This window comes from Pseudomonas sp. TWP3-1 (assembly GCF_049896625.1).
Lineage (GTDB): Bacteria > Pseudomonadota > Gammaproteobacteria > Pseudomonadales > Pseudomonadaceae > Aquipseudomonas.
Genome location: NZ_JAFCUQ010000006.1, coordinates 189,873 through 205,680 on the forward strand (window position 1 = coordinate 189,873; position 15,808 = coordinate 205,680).

Annotated in this window: 15 protein-coding genes; 6 read left to right on the plus strand and 9 right to left on the minus strand. The window is 56.4% G+C overall.

The window, feature by feature from the left end:
* The first annotated feature begins 18 nt into the window (after positions 1 to 18).
* Complete coding sequence (locus ACP7BN_RS11135; protein ID WP_426204032.1) at positions 19 to 390, plus strand: DUF2388 domain-containing protein; 372 nt, start codon at positions 19 to 21, stop codon at positions 388 to 390.
* Here the strand turns inward: ACP7BN_RS11135 and ACP7BN_RS11140 are convergent, their stop codons facing one another.
* On the minus strand, positions 391 to 1,224 hold the full coding sequence (locus ACP7BN_RS11140) for an undecaprenyl-diphosphate phosphatase (protein ID WP_426204034.1): 834 nt from the start codon (positions 1,222 to 1,224) through the stop codon (positions 391 to 393).
* A 517-nt stretch (positions 1,225 to 1,741) separates the two neighbouring features.
* Here ACP7BN_RS11140 and ACP7BN_RS11145 point away from each other — a divergent pair.
* The 3 genes from ACP7BN_RS11145 (at position 1,742) to ACP7BN_RS11155 (ending at position 5,187) form a co-directional block, all read left to right on the plus strand.
* The gene (locus ACP7BN_RS11145) at positions 1,742 to 2,482 is read left to right on the plus strand and encodes a winged helix-turn-helix domain-containing protein (protein ID WP_426204036.1); all 741 of its coding nucleotides are present in this window, start codon (positions 1,742 to 1,744) and stop codon (positions 2,480 to 2,482) included.
* Positions 2,483 to 2,753: 271 nt separating this feature from the next.
* A complete protein-coding gene (locus ACP7BN_RS11150; protein WP_426204039.1) occupies positions 2,754 to 3,413 on the plus strand; it encodes a helix-turn-helix domain-containing protein in 660 nt (219 codons plus the stop codon).
* 379 nt (positions 3,414 to 3,792) lie between these two features.
* Positions 3,793 to 5,187: an undecaprenyl-phosphate glucose phosphotransferase gene (locus ACP7BN_RS11155; protein WP_426204041.1), complete on the plus strand. Its 1,395-nt coding sequence runs from the start codon at positions 3,793 to 3,795 to the stop codon at positions 5,185 to 5,187.
* Between the two features lie 529 nt (positions 5,188 to 5,716).
* Here ACP7BN_RS11155 and ACP7BN_RS11160 read toward each other — a convergent pair.
* The 6 genes from ACP7BN_RS11160 to galE form a co-directional block, all read right to left on the minus strand.
* Positions 5,717 to 7,795, minus strand: coding sequence for a YjbH domain-containing protein (locus ACP7BN_RS11160; RefSeq protein WP_426204043.1), 2,079 nt, complete (start codon positions 7,793 to 7,795; stop codon positions 5,717 to 5,719).
* Positions 7,792 to 8,556 carry a capsule biosynthesis GfcC family protein gene (locus ACP7BN_RS11165; RefSeq protein WP_420650685.1) on the minus strand — a complete coding sequence of 255 codons (765 nt, stop codon included), beginning with the start codon at positions 8,554 to 8,556 and terminating at the stop codon, positions 7,792 to 7,794. The genes ACP7BN_RS11160 and ACP7BN_RS11165 overlap by 4 nt, the downstream gene beginning before the upstream one ends.
* Complete coding sequence (locus ACP7BN_RS11170; RefSeq protein ID WP_426204045.1) at positions 8,553 to 9,218, minus strand: YjbF family lipoprotein; 666 nt, start codon at positions 9,216 to 9,218, stop codon at positions 8,553 to 8,555. Before ACP7BN_RS11170 ends, ACP7BN_RS11165 begins: the two co-directional genes overlap by 4 nt.
* Positions 9,219 to 9,227: 9 nt before the next feature.
* Entirely contained in the window at positions 9,228 to 10,289 is a 1,062-nt protein-coding gene (locus ACP7BN_RS11175; protein ID WP_426204047.1) for a polysaccharide biosynthesis/export family protein, read from the minus strand.
* Between the two features lie 145 nt (positions 10,290 to 10,434).
* Positions 10,435 to 10,671, minus strand: a complete 237-nt coding sequence (locus ACP7BN_RS11180) for a hypothetical protein (protein WP_420650682.1) — start codon at positions 10,669 to 10,671, stop codon at positions 10,435 to 10,437.
* 249 nt (positions 10,672 to 10,920) lie between these two features.
* On the minus strand, positions 10,921 to 11,937 hold the full coding sequence (gene galE, locus ACP7BN_RS11185) for a UDP-glucose 4-epimerase GalE (protein WP_426204050.1): 1,017 nt from the start codon (positions 11,935 to 11,937) through the stop codon (positions 10,921 to 10,923).
* A gap of 386 nt (positions 11,938 to 12,323) precedes the next feature.
* On the opposite strand from galE, the gene galU reads away from it, so the two are divergent.
* Together galU and ACP7BN_RS11195 are read left to right on the plus strand one after the other, a co-directional pair.
* The gene (galU, locus tag ACP7BN_RS11190; protein WP_426204052.1) at positions 12,324 to 13,157 is read left to right on the plus strand and encodes a UTP--glucose-1-phosphate uridylyltransferase GalU; all 834 of its coding nucleotides are present in this window, start codon (positions 12,324 to 12,326) and stop codon (positions 13,155 to 13,157) included.
* 36 nt (positions 13,158 to 13,193) lie between these two features.
* Complete coding sequence (locus ACP7BN_RS11195; RefSeq protein WP_426204054.1) at positions 13,194 to 13,604, plus strand: mannose-1-phosphate guanylyltransferase; 411 nt, start codon at positions 13,194 to 13,196, stop codon at positions 13,602 to 13,604.
* A 4-nt stretch (positions 13,605 to 13,608) separates the two neighbouring features.
* On the opposite strand, the gene ACP7BN_RS11200 is transcribed toward ACP7BN_RS11195, so the two are convergent.
* Both ACP7BN_RS11200 and ACP7BN_RS11205 read right to left on the minus strand, forming a co-directional pair.
* Positions 13,609 to 14,754: an SGNH/GDSL hydrolase family protein gene (locus ACP7BN_RS11200; protein ID WP_426204055.1), complete on the minus strand. Its 1,146-nt coding sequence runs from the start codon at positions 14,752 to 14,754 to the stop codon at positions 13,609 to 13,611.
* Positions 14,741 to 15,799 (minus strand): acyltransferase family protein, encoded by a 1,059-nt coding sequence (locus ACP7BN_RS11205; protein WP_426204057.1) that lies wholly within the window; start codon positions 15,797 to 15,799, stop codon positions 14,741 to 14,743. Before ACP7BN_RS11205 ends, ACP7BN_RS11200 begins: the two co-directional genes overlap by 14 nt.
* Positions 15,800 to 15,808 lie beyond the last annotated feature (9 nt).

Here is a 15,808-nt window from a genome sequence, read left to right on the forward strand (position 1 = left end):
ACAGGATGTCGTTCGAGTATGCCCGCGTTCAATTTCACTGGTTTCAAGCGCTTCACTTTCCTCGTTTTGTTCAGCGTCACCTCCAACACTTATGCGCACTGCGACGGTTTCTGCATGGGGCAAACCGAAACACCCTGGGAAGTCACGCAGTTCTCCGGGCTTTCCATTGCCGTGCTGCTGCTCACGCCCTTCTCGGCTACCAATAACACCACCGAAAACTTTAAACGTGTTTACTCCGCCGAGGAGCTCGAAGACGCGCGGCTTTATCTGGCAAGTGACGGCATGCTGCAAGCGGCGTATTTCACGTCAGCCCTGCAGCGTTTTCGTCAGGAGTCGCCAGAAGCACAGCTGAGTGATCTGGCCATCGCCGCACTGATCAGCAGTCAGTGATCACCCCGCCGCTGCCGCCGTCCAGTTCACCCAGCCAAACCCCCACGTCGCCAGAATCAGCAAGCCAAACCCGATCCGGTACCAGGCGAACGCGGCGTAACTGTGGTTAGCAATAAACTTGAGCAAGCCACGCACGGCAATCATCGCGAAAACGAACGCGGTGACAAATCCCAGCGCAAACACCGGCAGATCGCTTTGCTGGAACAGGTCACGGTACTTATAACCAGAGTAAACCGCCGCACCGACCATGGTCGGCATTGCCAGAAAGAACGAGAATTCGGTAGCAGCCTTGCGCGACAGGCCAAACAGTAAACCGCCGATGATGGTCGAGCCGGAGCGCGAAGTGCCGGGGATCATCGCCAGGCACTGCACGAGGCCGATCTTCAGCGCATCTGACCAGCGCATGTCATCGACATGCTCGACGCTCACCACATGCCTGCGCTGTTCCGCCCACAGCATCACGATGCCGCCGATCACCAATGCCACGGCAACGGTAATCGGGTTAAACAGGTAGTGATGGATGGTGTCAGCGAACAGCACGCCCAAGACCACGGCTGGCATAAAGGCTATGAGCAAGTTGAGGGTGAAGCGTTGAGCATTACGCTCGGTAGGCAGGCCTTTGACGATTTCGAAGATCTTCGGCCGAAACTCCCAGACAACAGCAAGAATGGCGCCCAATTGAATAATGATATTGAACGCCATGGCGCGCTCGCCGCCGAACTCCAGCAGATCAGCGACAATGATCTGGTGGCCGGTACTTGAGATTGGCAAGAATTCGGTCAGACCTTCCACCGCACCTAAAATCAACACCTGGAAAAAGGTCCAGAAATCCATTAATCCTCCGTCAGAGTGCTCTTGGCGAGCGCCTCGTTTAACCGCACTCAGGAATTGAGTATCTGAAGTAAAACAATCGGATATCGAGATCCATTGCCTGCACAGGCGACGCAGAGTATGTCTTATCAAAACGCACACTCAAGCCATGTTAATAAACGTCCGCCTACGAACTAATCAGGAAAAATTTAAGCAGTTAGTAGATAAAAATCCGTCGAACCAATAAAGTGTGATGCATCTCACATTACTTAGAGATGGCCAGACAGTGGCAAAAGGACATGAATAAAGCGGTCGCCATCGATTCAAAATAGTGGCACAATTTCACATTGCCACCATCTAAGCCCTCTACTCCAGCTAGTTCACAGTCTCGAGAAAAGCAACTAAAAGCTTGAAAAGCTTAATTATTGTTAGAAAACTCGCGGGCTACGTCTAAAATCCGTCCAAATGTTACCAATTGTCAGTCACAGATGAGAACCGGTGCTTTAACATCCCGATGTCAGCACTTAATTCGAGTCAATGCATGATGCTCTCAGGGAACTTGGCGACTAGAAGTCCGCGCCCGACAAATAACGAACCCGGTGTACTCACTCTGGGCCGTACCCTCGTTGTGGCTGAGCATTTTAGAGCGCTACTGGCAAAGCACGTGCAGACCGATTTGGCGCTTGAGGTCAGTTCGTACACTAGTTCATATCAGCAGAATGAATACTCCACCTCTTATCGGGCGATCTTTATTGTCATCGACAGCTCTCAAGCACTCGAAGACAATCTCGCGCTGGTGGAAAGCCTGCGTAGTGACAACTTGAAATCCATCATTTGCGCGGTCATCACTGGTCGCGGCGCGTTTAACAAGATCAGGTACTACCTGGCTGGTGCGGACTTTTGTATCAAGCTCAATACCTTGTCCGACGATGACACTGAGTTGCTTGGAGAGTTCTTCAGCAGTGAAGAATGGCAACGCGACATCAGCCTGACGCTCGACCCCACGCGCATATGCCTGCTTAACGCCAACCAGAAACTCGATATCTCGTTTGCCGAAATGAAGATCCTCGAAGCGTTTGCGCACACCAGTAACCACATTCTCAGCCATGATGAAATCGCCAGTATCATGGGGCTCAATACCAATTTCTACGACCCGAGGGCACTGGAGAAATCCATCAGTCGCTTGCGTGGAAAAATCAAGGACATGTATGGTACAAACGCGATTCAGAGCATCCGCGGCCATGGCTATCGCCTGCTGCGGGGCCTGATATCGACTGCCTGATCAAGGGCAGCCACCCTTTTGCATACGTACGAAGGATCGTCTGATGCAACCATATAGCTCTCGTAGTACTTCACATCCGTTGATTTCTCAGCAATTGAATGAGCGCAACAACATAACAATAAACTTAACAACATAGCAGCAGAACGAGTGGAATTTATCGAGGGCCATTTTTCGGCCCAGACCCTGCCTGTGGATTACTTCCAAGGAAGTCATTGCTCGCCTGCCGATTTATCTTTTTCGCCAATTTTGGTGCGTACTTTAGGAGAGAGACATGGAAACTAGTACAACCCTCCCAAGAAAATATTTTGTCGTTGTGACCAATAGCACAACGTCGCAACGCGAACTTGAGAGCATCCTGTCCAGCGAACGCTTCAATTCGTTTGGCACCTCTCAGGCACAAATGTTTATTGAAGGTGCTACTTCGCCCTCTTCCGCTCCCATGCTGATGGAGTTCACTTACCCAAGCGGCACAAGGAAAAATGTCGCACGCAGTATTGAACACGATACCCAGCGAATATTGGCAACCCTCGAGGCAGAATGGTTGGCCGCACAAACTGCAAATCCATTCCAGAGCGTTCGCGCAACAACAGCAGAAGCCGGCGGCGCCACTCAAACTGATCAGTGCGACAACTCCTGCACTGAAGCCTGGCATCTCGATAACGATCAAGGCGTACTGGTCAAAGAAGATATCGAGATCAGCCTGACTGGATTGGAAGCCGCGCTGGTCAAGAAGATGCTTCACCATGAAGAGCGTGTTGTCAGTCGCGACGAACTGATCCTCAGCATTGGCCGAGAGCCTGAGCAATATCGCGGACTGGAGATGTGCCTGAGTCGCCTACAAGACAAGTTCAAAGGCGCCAGCAACGGTGAACGATTGTTTCGTGCCGTGAGAAACCGCGGCTATTGCCTGATCCAGGAAGTAGTAGCGTAATAAGCCCTGGCTCCATCTGCAAAACAAACAGACATACAGTGCAACTACAAAAATAAAAAAGCACTCTGTCTGGTTTCATCCTCCTCCTTGATTACACCTCGCTATCCCCGCCCCTCCTACAGTAGCAAATAAACTATTAAATACACCCTCTGTTGCTCGACGTTTTCTAACGCTCGATTATCAGACAAAATTCGATAGTTGCACTTTGCCACCTGTTAGAACTCGTCAGACAGCATCCCCGGCAATAACTTAGTCTATTGACTGACGACAGTTCGGCATATCGACGTTGTTACTCAAGCGCAAACAAAAACAATAAGCCTAATTAACAACTCAGACTTCAACTGTCGAAACCTGAATGGAAGTCTTTTGGGGATATCGCATGGATCTCACATTACGTATCAATCGAAACACTGACCTCAAGGGACTTACCTTTTGGGGGCAATGGGCGCTGGCACAGACCTTTATTGTTGCACTCCTGTTCATCTTGGCTGAGCAGCACACTGGAACCGTCGCGTTCTATTACCGAATGTGCGCAACGCTGGCGGTATTGGCTTCGGTTCCGGCGTACACCTTCACCGGCGTATACCGCAAACGCGACAACTACCTGACGGGGCTGGGGCGTCTGCTCATGGGCTGGTCGATGACCATGGCCGCATTGGCCTTCATCGCGTTCGTGTGCAAGGCCGATGAGCTGTTTTCGCGGCAGGTGATCCTGAGCTGGGCGGTTTACGGCTTCCTCGGCCAGGCGCTGCTGTACGCACCGCTGCATGCCTTTTCGAAGTTCTACCAGCGCTCTCGCACAAGTGCCCAGAAAACCCTGATCGTCGGTACCGGCGAACTGGCACTGGGGCTCGCGAAAAAGTTGAGCCTGATCGAAGACCTGCCTCTGGTCGGTCTGGTCAGCAACGGCGCCCTGCCGGTTCTGGATTCCGATGCTCCACGCGTTGTCGGCGCTCAGGAAGACTTGCTCGAGCTGATCAAAACCCACGACATCCGTCGTTTGTACATCACCCTCGCCCTGTCTGAAGCCGCCAACATCGAAGCCATGTACGTCGATCTGCTCGGGGCCAACGTGGACGTGGTCTGGGTGCCAGACTTGAACAGCCTGACGCTGCTTAACCACTCGGTGAAAGTCGTGGACGGTCTGCCGGCGATTTACTTGAACGAAAGCCCGCTGACCAGTCGCCCGACCGCAGCATTGAGCAAAAGTCTGGTTGAGAAAAGCGTCGCCCTGCTGGCGGTGATCATGTTGAGCCCGGTGCTGCTGGCAATTGCTCTGGCCGTCAAACTCAACTCGCCAGGCCCGGTGTTCTTCAAGCAGGATCGCCATGGCTGGAACGGCAAGGTGATCAAGGTCTGGAAATTCCGCTCGATGCGCATGCACGATGACCTTGAGGTCAAACAGGCCAGCCGCAACGACTCGCGCATCACCGCGGTAGGTCGCTTCATACGCCGCACATCGCTGGACGAACTCCCGCAACTGTTCAACGTGCTGCAAGGGCACATGGCACTGGTCGGCCCGCGTCCACATGCCGTGGCGCACAACAACTACTACTCGGGGAAAATCCTCGCCTACATGGCCCGCCACCGAATCAAACCGGGCATCACAGGTCTGGCACAGGTCAACGGTTGCCGAGGCGAGACCGACACCATCGACAAGATGCAAAAGCGTGTTGAAATCGATCTGAAGTACATCAATAACTGGTCGCTGTGGCTGGACCTGAAAATCCTGGTGAAGACACCGTTCACCCTGCTGTCGAAGGACATCTATTGATGGTTTGACCAAGCACAAGGCAACAGCGCAAGGGGACGAAAGTCCCCTTTTTTGTGGGTGGGATTTGGTTGAGGGTGGCTTGTGGACAGAGTGTCAGGCCAAGATTGATGTCGGCTGATCCGACGCCATCGCTGGCAAGCCAGCTCCCACAGTTTTGATATCCACCCGAAAACCGCACTTCGCTTCTCACCACTCAACACAATGAGCGTTAGCTCGAGTACCGCTCTTGATCTCGAGCGCCCGTCGGCAGGCTGAGTGGAGGGATTGATCCGGGGGTGGGAGCGTAGCGACCGTTTGGCGCAGCCAAACACATCGAGAGGAGGTGCAGCGCAGCAAACCGGAGGCGATGCCCCCGTATCGATCCCGGAGCGAAGGAACCCGAGCCCCAGCGAGGGCCGAACGTCAGGGATACAGCGTTTTGGTTACTTTTGGGCGTTTGCAAAAGTGACCCGCCGTCAGGGCGGAACCAAAAGCAGTCATCACCGCAGCAACGGATATGTACTCAATCAAAAAACCCCGCCCAAGCCAATCACTCAGTAATCTTGCCAAAGTTGCGATAAAACATATCGTCCTCACGACTATCAGTCATCGCATGCAACTGATAGCCGCGGTTAAGCCGCGCACCACCGTCACGAGTCAAAGGCGCCCAAACCAGGTTGGCCCGGCGCATAGTCGACATGCTCATCAATTCGTCGAACGGAATCGACAGATAAATACCTTTATCGAAGCTACCTTCACCATATTCCGCACTGCTCGCTGAAGTTATGGTCGCCCAGGCACCAAAGCGCACACCGTTGGAAAACTCGCGCGAGATATCCAGCGTGCCACCCCAGTCACCCGCCAGATAACGCCCGACGCTCACAGCCGCGAGCGTGTCGTACGGCAAGTCGGTGTAGCCAGTAATGTGCCCGGTCACCACCGAGTAATCCCGCAGACCAAAACCCTGATCGAATTCACGCTGACGCACGTAGTTCAGATCCGCCCCCACCGACCAACGCGCCCCGGTCGGACGGAACAACACCTCGCCCCCGACGCCGGCGAACATCGATTCCAGATAACCGCCGTACACCATCCCGTACAAGTCCTTATCCAACTGCTCGGCGTGACTGACCTGAAACAGCGGCATGGTCACTTCGGAGGTGGTCAAGTATTTGCGCACGTCGGTGCGCACACGCGGCAGGCCGCTCGGCGCGTCGTACACGAACTTGTCGAAGTTATTGATGATGTTGGCACTGAGCAGACCGCTCCACCAGGTGTTGCGGTTGAAGCGGTACTCGGCATCCGCGTCGGCACTGAATTGATAGAGCAAGCCATCCGGTCCGCCGACGTTTTGCTTGAAGCCCAACCCGACGCCGTAGCTGAATGGCTGCGCGGTCTGGGTGTAGAGGGTTTTCTCGTTGTGCGGCATCGCCGGGTTGACCTCGGTGGTGCGGTGCAGCGACTGCAGCGGTTCCTCGTTGTTGATCACCTCGCGAAAGGTCTGGCGCGGCACACTGGTTTCTTCCAGAGGCAGGTCGTAGCGCTTGTTGACCAAGGTGAACCAGTCGATATCGTCGTTGACGCTGTTATCGAGAATCCGGCTCGCGCGGCCCACTGCTTTCGCCGAATGGAAGTAGCGCTGCTGCTCGCCATACACGAACAACTCCGAGCCGCGCTGGCTGATGCGCTCGACCTTGTAACCGGCATTTTGCTGCAGACGCTGCGACACCTCGGCCCAATTCACCTGATCCATCGGCGTGGTTGGCGCCTTCGCCGGCAGCGGTTCGGCCGGTGGATCGAAGGTCTTGGCCGGCGCTTTACGGGTGGCGAAATTGGTGTGGAACGTCACGCCGAACATCGCCGTGTTGCCGCGCTCCCACGCCGCGCTGACGTCGATCGAATCGCTGACTTTGAACATCGCACCAAAGTTGATCGGCGAGTCCTGCTCGATCACATTGTCCTTGGGTTCGTGCTTGTAATCGTTGCCTTCGAACTCAAGCTTGAGGCTGAGGCGATCCCAGGGCGTCTGATAGCTCACACCGCCAAAGAAAGAAGGCTTGCCGCGAAAGTACGAGCCGGAGTTGACGTCACCGGTGCCTTCGAGGGCGGGTCGGGTATCGAAGCGATCACTGACATAGCCCAACGGGTTGTCCATGTCGCCGCGATTGCCCAGGTAACCCCAGGCAATGCCGGCGCTGAAATCGAAGTTGTCGTAGCGTTTATTGGCGACGAAATATTCACTGGAGAACAAACCCGTACCGCCGATATCTCGGAAACCCAGTGCCACGTCGGGCAGCCAATGGCTTTCCTGCCACAGCCGGACCTTGGCATCGACCGCCTTATCCTTATAGCTTTGGCTGCCGCTCAGCGACTCCGGGCCGTAAGGCCGGTTGGTGATCGCGGTGTAGCGAAACGAGCCTTCGAGCCAGTCCAGCGGCTGCAATGAAACGCTGTAGCGGCTGTAGGGATCGGTGCGGTTGGCGTTCACGCTCAACTCGCCGGCGGGTGCCATGCGCGCCGTCGGCGTCTGCAACAGGCCAGCGCCGCCGAAGTCATTCTGAGTAATTCGCGGCTCGGCATGCGCCAGACCACACGGCAATAACAACACAGCTGCAAAACGTAACTTCAACGAACCACCTCGGCCAGCTGCGTGGCAATAAATTCGGCCAACTGCTGATTCAATTCAGGGAGAGGCGGATCAAGATCATCATTTTTCAGCGGCACCAGAATCTTGCTGCCGGCCACCGGAATCTGCCCGCTCTCGCGATTCCAGTGCGCGATGCCGACCCGTCGCACGACGCCGTTGGGCTGGATCAGCCAGAGATAGTCGGCATCTGCGTCTTCGGTCAGCGTGGTGCAGCCTTGCAGGTATTCACGGGCTTCTTGCGTCGGCTGATACGGCAAGTGGCACGGCTCGGCGACCGCGCCGAATACTTCAACTTCATCGACTCGTTTCGGGTAGATCAGGCGATCGCCATCGTCGAGGCGAATGTTGCGCGCGAAGCCGACTTCGATTGCGACCGGATCCAGATCAGCCACCTGACGCCCGGTAACCGGCATCTGCCTGACCTCCTGCGCCACGCGCTCAGCCAGCGCTACCCGGCTCGGCCGGTCGAACAACGCGGACATGCGCGCCAACACCTCAAGATCGAACAGCACGCCGACCTTGAGCCTGGTCTGCTGCTCAAGCAACGACTGGCGCAGCAACACGCCCGCCAACCAATACGCTTCGGCATTCGGCACGGCCACGCTGATTACATCGGTCAAACGCCCGCCCGCCGGCAGTTCAACTGGCCCGGGATTGGCGACATCGCCGCTGACGATTACCGCCGCCTGACTCACACCAGTGATCAATAGCAGGCATGCCGACAGAACCCTGAGGCGCTTCACCGAGCAGGCCTGCGATCAGGCGTCAATTGCACAATCCTGACGCGCAGTTGCGCGGTCAGTTGCTGCTCGCTTTGCAAAATGAATCCGTCCACCGGATCGACCCAATAACGATTGGTCGCACTCAAGCCGATGGCCGGGGCGTCAATCTGCTCATCGACACGTAGCACGCGGTATTCCTTGTTGAGGATTTCCAGGGTTTCCAGGGATTGGCGCGAGAAGCGGCTGTTGAGCTGCACGCCGACTTGCTGGCCCTGGTAGAGATCGATCCAGCGCTGGCTGGTGTAGCCATCAGTGACGTGTTGCAGGCCGGTTTTGAACGGCGAATCTGCCGACAGGCGCGTGCCGTCCAGATCGCCCTCAAGCCCCAGACCGATGCTGCGCACCGCGAGGCCGTCGCGCATCAGCAACACCTGCTTGCCGGAGGCGACCCAGAATTGCAGGTCGTCGCGCTCGCGCACCAAAGCCAACACCCCGGAGCCGGACGGCGTGGTCAGTTTGATTTGCGCGAATTCAACCTTGGCCACTTCGGCCGCCGACACGTCCAGATCGTCCGGGCCGATCACTGCCGATTTAAGGTTGTTCAGCGACGCGCTCATCAGTGGATTGCAGCCACACAACAGCAGAGCCGCGATCAGGCAGGCGCCAACTTTTAACGTCTTCACAGTCGGGCCTTATTTGCTGTTGTTGGTGAATTCGCTCCAGTTCTTCGCAGCGGAAGCCCCGGTGCCGACAATCGACGCCGACGGCACCAATTGGCTGATGAAGCGGTTCCAGCGCGTGACGTTGGCCGGCCCGACGTAGACCACGTCCTGCGGGCGTACTTCGAAGTGCGTGGCGAGCACCATGGCGGCCGGCGATTCAGCCTCCAGGTGGTAGATTTTCGCCGGTTCCACGTCGAGGTTTTCCACACCGCGAATCACGTACACGGCGTTACCGTTGGAGCTGGTCTGGCTCAAGCCGCCGACCGAACCAAGCACATCCGAGAGGTTCATCGTGGCAGTCTTGAAGCTCAATGCGCGCGGCTGATTGACCTCGCCCATCACATAAATGCGTTTGTTGTCGTTGTACGGCAGATACAGCTGATCGCCGCCCTTGAGGAAGACGTTTTGCAGCTCGGAATCCTGCTGATTGAGGGTATCCAGATTCAGCGCAAACGTGCGCCCGTTGCGCGTCAGCAGCAGCCCGGACAAGTCAGCATTGTTGGTATCGATACCGGCCGAACCGAGGGCTTCAACCACACTCAGCGGGTTGGTCGAAATCGCTTGCGGGCCGGCCTTGGTGACCGCGCCGGAGACGACGATTTTCTGACTGGCGAAGCGCAACACGGCGACATCCACTTGCGGCTCGGCGATGAACGCCGACAGTCGTTGTTCGATGTCCGAGCGCAGTTGCTGGATGGTTTTGCCAGCGGCCTGCACTTCTTTGATAAACGGGTAATACAGCGTGCCATCGGAACGCACCAGACGGCCGTTGGCATCGATCTGCTGCTGCGCGCCGGACGGTGCGGTCAGCTCGGGGTGATCCCAGACCGTGATGTACAACACGTCGTTGTTGCCGATGCGGTACTCGGCCGGCGTGGCCAGCAACTCCTGCGGCACCGACTCACGCTTCTGCGTGGCGCGGTTCATCGAGATCAACTTGGGCGTGATCGGAATCAGCTCGACCCGACTGCTTTCACTGGCGCCCTGGCGCGTGATGTCGCGGGTGCTCAGGTATTGGCCGGGGGAAAACATGCAACCTTGTAAAGCGATACTTGCCAACATCAAAAGATAAAAACTACGAGTCATAATGGCACTACGCTATTCAAGGGCGAATCCAAAAACAAAGTCACCCGACTTGCGCCGGGCGACCTTGTACTGCATCTACAGCGTGTTTCTGTTAGTTGTGCGTGCCGGTTGTACCGGTGGTACCCGTCGTACCGGTGGTACCGCCGTTGGCACTGCCACCGCTGTTGGACGCCGCTACTGCACTGGCAACCATTGCAGTACTGGCTGCAGGGGCTTGGGAAGCCGCTACATTACCTGCAACATTGGTCACTGCTGTAAGCGGCGCTTCAGCGGCGGCTGCCCAGTTGCTCAACATCGACAACAGGGCGACTGCCATTACCTTCTTCATATCAACTCCTTTCTAACATCCAGCCTGAACATCGGGCATTCCGTTAGAGATCGTAGAGTTCAAGCGCGCTAAAAATGCGCACAAGATCCGTTGTTCATTCACAGTTTTACCTGACAGCTAAATGTCGAACGGCAGGTTATATCTACGGACTTGCAAAACGCATTGCCAGTGTATTTTCCCGACGATATCTAACAACCTGACTGAAACTAACATTGAGTCAAAATGATGTTACACAGCAGCAAAACGACATCATCCGAGATAACCCTTCGGATGATTCGACTGCCAGCGCCAAGTGTCGGTCATCATTTGCTGCAAGCTGCGCGTGGCTTTCCAGCCTAGCTCTTGCGCAGCTTTCGACGGGTCCGCATAACTTTCAGCAACGTCACCGGAACGGCGCGGCATCACGCGAAACGGCACTGGCTGCCCGCAGGCTTCCTCAAACGCGCGCAGCACTTGCAGCACGCTGTAGCCGTCGCCAGTCCCGAGATTCCAGGTGTGCACGCCGCTGCGCGCAGAGATCGACTGCAACGCCTTCAAATGCCCGTCCGCCAGATCAACGACGTGGATGTAATCACGAATGCCGGTGCCGTCGAGCGTCGGGTAATCGTCGCCGAAGATCGACAGCTCTTGCAGGCTGCCGACCGCGACCTGGCTGATATATGGCACCAGATTGTTCGGGATGCCATTCGGGTCTTCACCCATCTGCCCGCTGTCATGCGCGCCGATCGGGTTGAAGTAGCGCAGCAAAGCGATGCTCCAGCGCGGCTCGGCGAGGCTCAGGTCGCGCAGCACGTTCTCGACGATCAGCTTGGATTGGCCGTAGGGATTGGTCGGATTGCCGGTCGGGAAATCCTCGCGAATCGGCATCTGCTCCGGCGCGCCGTAGACCGTGGCCGACGAGCTGAACACCAGCCGATACACGCCGGCCGCCGCCATCGCCTGACACAGGGTGATGCTGCCGCTGACGTTGGTTTCGTAATACTCAAGCGGCTTGCGCACGCTCTCGCCTACGGCCTTGAGCCCGGCGAAATGCAACACAGCGTCGATCGCATGCTCGTGGAAGATCCGGTCGAGCATGGCCCGATCGCAGACATCGCCGCGAATCATCAGCGCACTTTTGCCGCAAATCGCTTCGACCGCGTGCAGGGCCGCATCGCTGCTGTTGCAAAGATTATCCAGAACAACAACTTCGTAGCCCGCTTCAAGTAGCGCGAGTGTGGTGTGCGAGCCGATATAGCCGGCGCCACCGGTTACCAGAATCTTCATAGCGCGGTCCATAGAGGAGAAACTGCCAAGTAGCGTGTCAAGCCTCATCCATGTAATGTGTGTCGTACTTCACACAACAAGGCGACAACAACCGAAAACAAAAACAGTTCAATCACTGGCCATAAATATTTTTTCAGGCCAAACTGTATTGCCTGGTACTTATTAGCACTCCACCGCACTCATCACTATCAACCGATACCGACTAAAAATAACTAACAGCGCTCAAATCGACATCTAATAACATTAGTGCCCTCCACACTAACTGCCAATTGCCAACAACTACCCGACTCGGGTATTAAAGTACACCTTCAATAATCATTGAAACTTGCAATCATTCGTTATTGCACGCACGTCAACTGTGCGCCATGAATGTCCAGGATGCTTTTATGATTCGTAAATGTCTGTTCCCCGCTGCCGGCTATGGCACGCGTTTCTTGCCGGCGACCAAAGCCATGCCCAAGGAAATGCTGCCTATCGTCAACAAGCCGTTGATCGAGTACGCCGTTGAAGAAGCACGCGACGCCGGTCTGCAACACATGGCGCTGGTGACCGGGCGCGGCAAGCGTGCGCTGGAAGACCATTTCGATATCAGCTACGAACTCGAGCATCAGATCCGTGGTACCGAGAAGGAAAAATTCCTCGCCGGTACTCGCGAGCTGATCGACACCTGCACCTTCTCCTACACCCGTCAGGTGGAAATGAAAGGCCTCGGTCACGCAATTCTCAGCGGCCGCCCGCTGATCGGTGACGAACCGTTCGCCGTGGTGCTGGCCGATGACCTGTGCCTGAACCTCGAAGGCGACGGCGTACTCGCGCAAATGATCGAGCTGTACAAAGAGCATCGCTGCTCGATCGTGGCGATTCAGGAAGTCCCGCGCGACCAGACTCACAAGTACGGCGTGATCGCCGGCGAGCAGATCGGCGAAGGCTTGTACCGGGTCAGCCACATGGTGGAAAAACCCAGCCCTGAAGACGCGCCGTCGAACCTGGCGATCATCGGCCGCTACATCCTGACCCCGGATATCTTCGACCTGATCGCCGATACCCAACCGGGCAAGGGTGGCGAGATCCAGATCACCGACGCGCTGATGAAACAGGCTCGGGAAGGTCGCGTGCTGGCCTACAAGTTCAAGGGTCTGCGCTTCGATTGCGGCGACGCTGAGGGTTATTTGCAGGCGAGCAATTTCTGTTACGAAAACGTGTATCTCAAGACCCGCTAAGCGCCCTGCACCCACTCCTCATTCAGGCAGACAACCATGAACATTGCACAACACGCAGCAGACAGCGGACTGGAAGTGGGCAACCTCGGGATGATGAGTTGGTTGTCACGGCATCGGTCGATGCCCAGCGCCAACCAGCCGTGGCTGGGTGCGTCGCTGATGGTGGAACGCATCGGCATGTTCCCCTCGTCCGGGGATATTCGCCATCCGCTGCTCGATCCCTATCCCCTGCTCGCTCACCTAAAAAAGCTTTATGGCGAGCAGGCGCTGGAAGTCGACGATCGCGACGGCCTGAAGATGATTTTCAGCGACTGGCGCTTCCGCGTACGCATCTGCTGCAACGATCCGGCGATCATCATCAACGTGGAAACCCGCTGTGATCTGCAGCTGATGCCACGTAAAACAGCGGAGCTGTTGAGTCATCTGGACACGTTCGAAAAGGCCTGAGAGCCTATCGCACGGCGGCGCCGCAGGTATCCTGCGGCGACACCGCCTCGCTGCCACCCGAGATCATTCGGTAGAAGTAATCGGCAATCACCTTGCCACCGGTTTCCGGCACCGGATGAATCTTGTCCGGCCCGATCATCGCGCCGGCGTAACGCTTGAAGTCGGCACCAAACGCGCATTGCAGATTGGCGAACCCGAGGTGCTCGGCATGCGCCCACGGCTGCAGAACCTGCGCGTAAGCCGACATCGGATAAGCACTCGAGCGCGTGGTGTCCTGACGCATGATCAGGTTGATGCTCGCTGCCGGTTGAATCTCGCGGATCATCCGCACCAGCCCCTGAACGTTCTTCAGATAGGCCTCAGGCTTCACGCCAAAACCCTGATCGTTGCCACCGAGCATGATCAGATAGATGTCCGCCGGGATCTTCGATACCACGGCTTTCCACTGCGCCTGCCAACGACCATCGTCGTGATAGAAATCCTTGGACGCCGCACCCGACGCCGCGAGTTTCGACACGCGCACGCCGCCCTCCTCGTTACTCATCCACAAGCCGAAGAGCGTTGGTGCGCCATGCACCACTTCCAGGCGCAACCGCCAATCTGCCGCTGACGAAGTACCAGGCAACGGCACCTCCTGAACACTCTCCCCTGCGAGTTGCAATGGTTGCCAGTTATCCGAAGGCGTCCACCGATAGCGCAGCTCACTCGATTCGCCGTTGCCGAGATAGAGCAATTTAGCTTGAGTGACGGCGGTGTTGATCGTCGCTGTCGGCTTGGCATCAACTTCCAGCCATGCACCCGGCCGCCCCGTCACGGTACGGCTGTCGGGACTGGCCTGGCCAAGCGCGGATACTTTCCAGTCTCCGCTAAAGTACTTTTCACTGGTACGCGTGTACTTGAAATGCGTCCCGCCAAGCGCCGCGCCGTGGTTGAAACCGACATAGCCGGGACCGGCAAAACCGGTCTCCTTGACCAACCGCTGAACGAATTTATTCAGATAAAAATCCTGCCCGGCGCTGTAGCTATCGCCAATCACCGAGATCGCCAGAACCTTGCCCGCCTTGCCTTCACGCCACTGAGCAAAACGCTCGCGCGCATCGCCGACTTCGACCACAGCAGCGGTGGGGCTCGCATCATCAACCGCGTACATGAGGCACATCCTTAACCGGAACAATCCGTGAGTCTTTAACTGGTTTTTTCGCCGCCGCACGCTCACCGAGAAACAGCACAGAGGTGAAGTTGAAGCGACTGAAAATCATCGACAACACTACCGGCCCAAGCAAGCCACAGGCTACGCCGCCGAATACCAACAGGCTTTCATCCTTCACACCGAGGCGTCCAAGGATGAAGCGCGAAGTGGCAGCGAACAGCACATGAAACAGGAAGATCGCATAGGAATAGCCGCCAAGCCAGGTCAGCGCCCTGGATCGCATATCACTCGACAAAAGCGCGATGCAGGACACGCAACCCACGGTCAAACCGATCAGGCTACGACGATCGACAATCAATTCGCGATCCAGCGCTGCCACGTACAGCAGCGTCAGCGAAATCATTACGAACACCACTGGCCCGATCAGCTTGAAGCGTTGCTTCAAAGCATCGACGTTTTCCTGGCCGATCATCCCCGCTACAAAAAATGGCAGCAGGTAAATCGCGCCGTTGATACCGAACGCATCCACCGGAAACGCTGGCAGCAGAAACACCGCCGCCGCAAACGCAAACAGCAAAAACAGACGCGTCGGCGTGCGCAGTAAACCACGCCATTCCAGCAGCCCGACGAACATGAAAATGATGAACACCGCCTGCAAGAACCAGAAGTGGTTGATCGGCACATAGAACGACAACAGCGCGTCGATCACGCCGACGTCCTTGTTCACGCCCGGCCCTACCGCCTGCAATACCGAAAACGGTACGCCCACGCAAAACAGCGGCACGATCAACCGCCGCACCTTGCCGCTGAAGAACGCGGAAAAGTCATTGCCACGGATTTTGTAGATCGAATAGATGTAGCCCGAAATAAAGGTGAACAGCGGCATCCTCACGTACACCATGGAATCGGCGAGCACCCGGAACGGCGAGCCGATGTCGATTTTCAAGCCGCCGCCCAGCGGACCGATGACGTGATACAGCACCAGCAGCAAACACGCCAGGCCGCGCAGGGTTTCGATCTCCAGCGACTTTTTCTTGCTCGACATAATGACCTG

Excerpts from the sequence above, each read along its gene's own strand:
- ACP7BN_RS11135 (WP_426204032.1), top strand. The coding sequence starts at position 19 with ATGCCCGCGTTCAATTTCACTGGTTTCAAGCGCTTCACTTTCCTCGTT.
- ACP7BN_RS11140 (WP_426204034.1), bottom strand. The coding sequence starts at position 1,224 with ATGGATTTCTGGACCTTTTTCCAGGTGTTGATTTTAGGTGCGGTGGAA.
- ACP7BN_RS11145 (WP_426204036.1), top strand. The coding sequence starts at position 1,742 with ATGATGCTCTCAGGGAACTTGGCGACTAGAAGTCCGCGCCCGACAAAT.
- ACP7BN_RS11150 (WP_426204039.1), top strand. The coding sequence starts at position 2,754 with ATGGAAACTAGTACAACCCTCCCAAGAAAATATTTTGTCGTTGTGACC.
- ACP7BN_RS11155 (WP_426204041.1), top strand. The coding sequence starts at position 3,793 with ATGGATCTCACATTACGTATCAATCGAAACACTGACCTCAAGGGACTT.
- ACP7BN_RS11175 (WP_426204047.1), bottom strand. The coding sequence starts at position 10,289 with ATGTTTTCCCCCGGCCAATACCTGAGCACCCGCGACATCACGCGCCAG.
- ACP7BN_RS11180 (WP_420650682.1), bottom strand. The coding sequence starts at position 10,671 with ATGAAGAAGGTAATGGCAGTCGCCCTGTTGTCGATGTTGAGCAACTGG.
- galE (WP_426204050.1), bottom strand. The coding sequence starts at position 11,937 with ATGAAGATTCTGGTAACCGGTGGCGCCGGCTATATCGGCTCGCACACC.
- galU (WP_426204052.1), top strand. The coding sequence starts at position 12,324 with ATGATTCGTAAATGTCTGTTCCCCGCTGCCGGCTATGGCACGCGTTTC.
- ACP7BN_RS11195 (WP_426204054.1), top strand. The coding sequence starts at position 13,194 with ATGAACATTGCACAACACGCAGCAGACAGCGGACTGGAAGTGGGCAAC.
- ACP7BN_RS11200 (WP_426204055.1), bottom strand. The coding sequence starts at position 14,754 with ATGTACGCGGTTGATGATGCGAGCCCCACCGCTGCTGTGGTCGAAGTC.
- ACP7BN_RS11205 (WP_426204057.1), bottom strand. The coding sequence starts at position 15,799 with ATGTCGAGCAAGAAAAAGTCGCTGGAGATCGAAACCCTGCGCGGCCTG.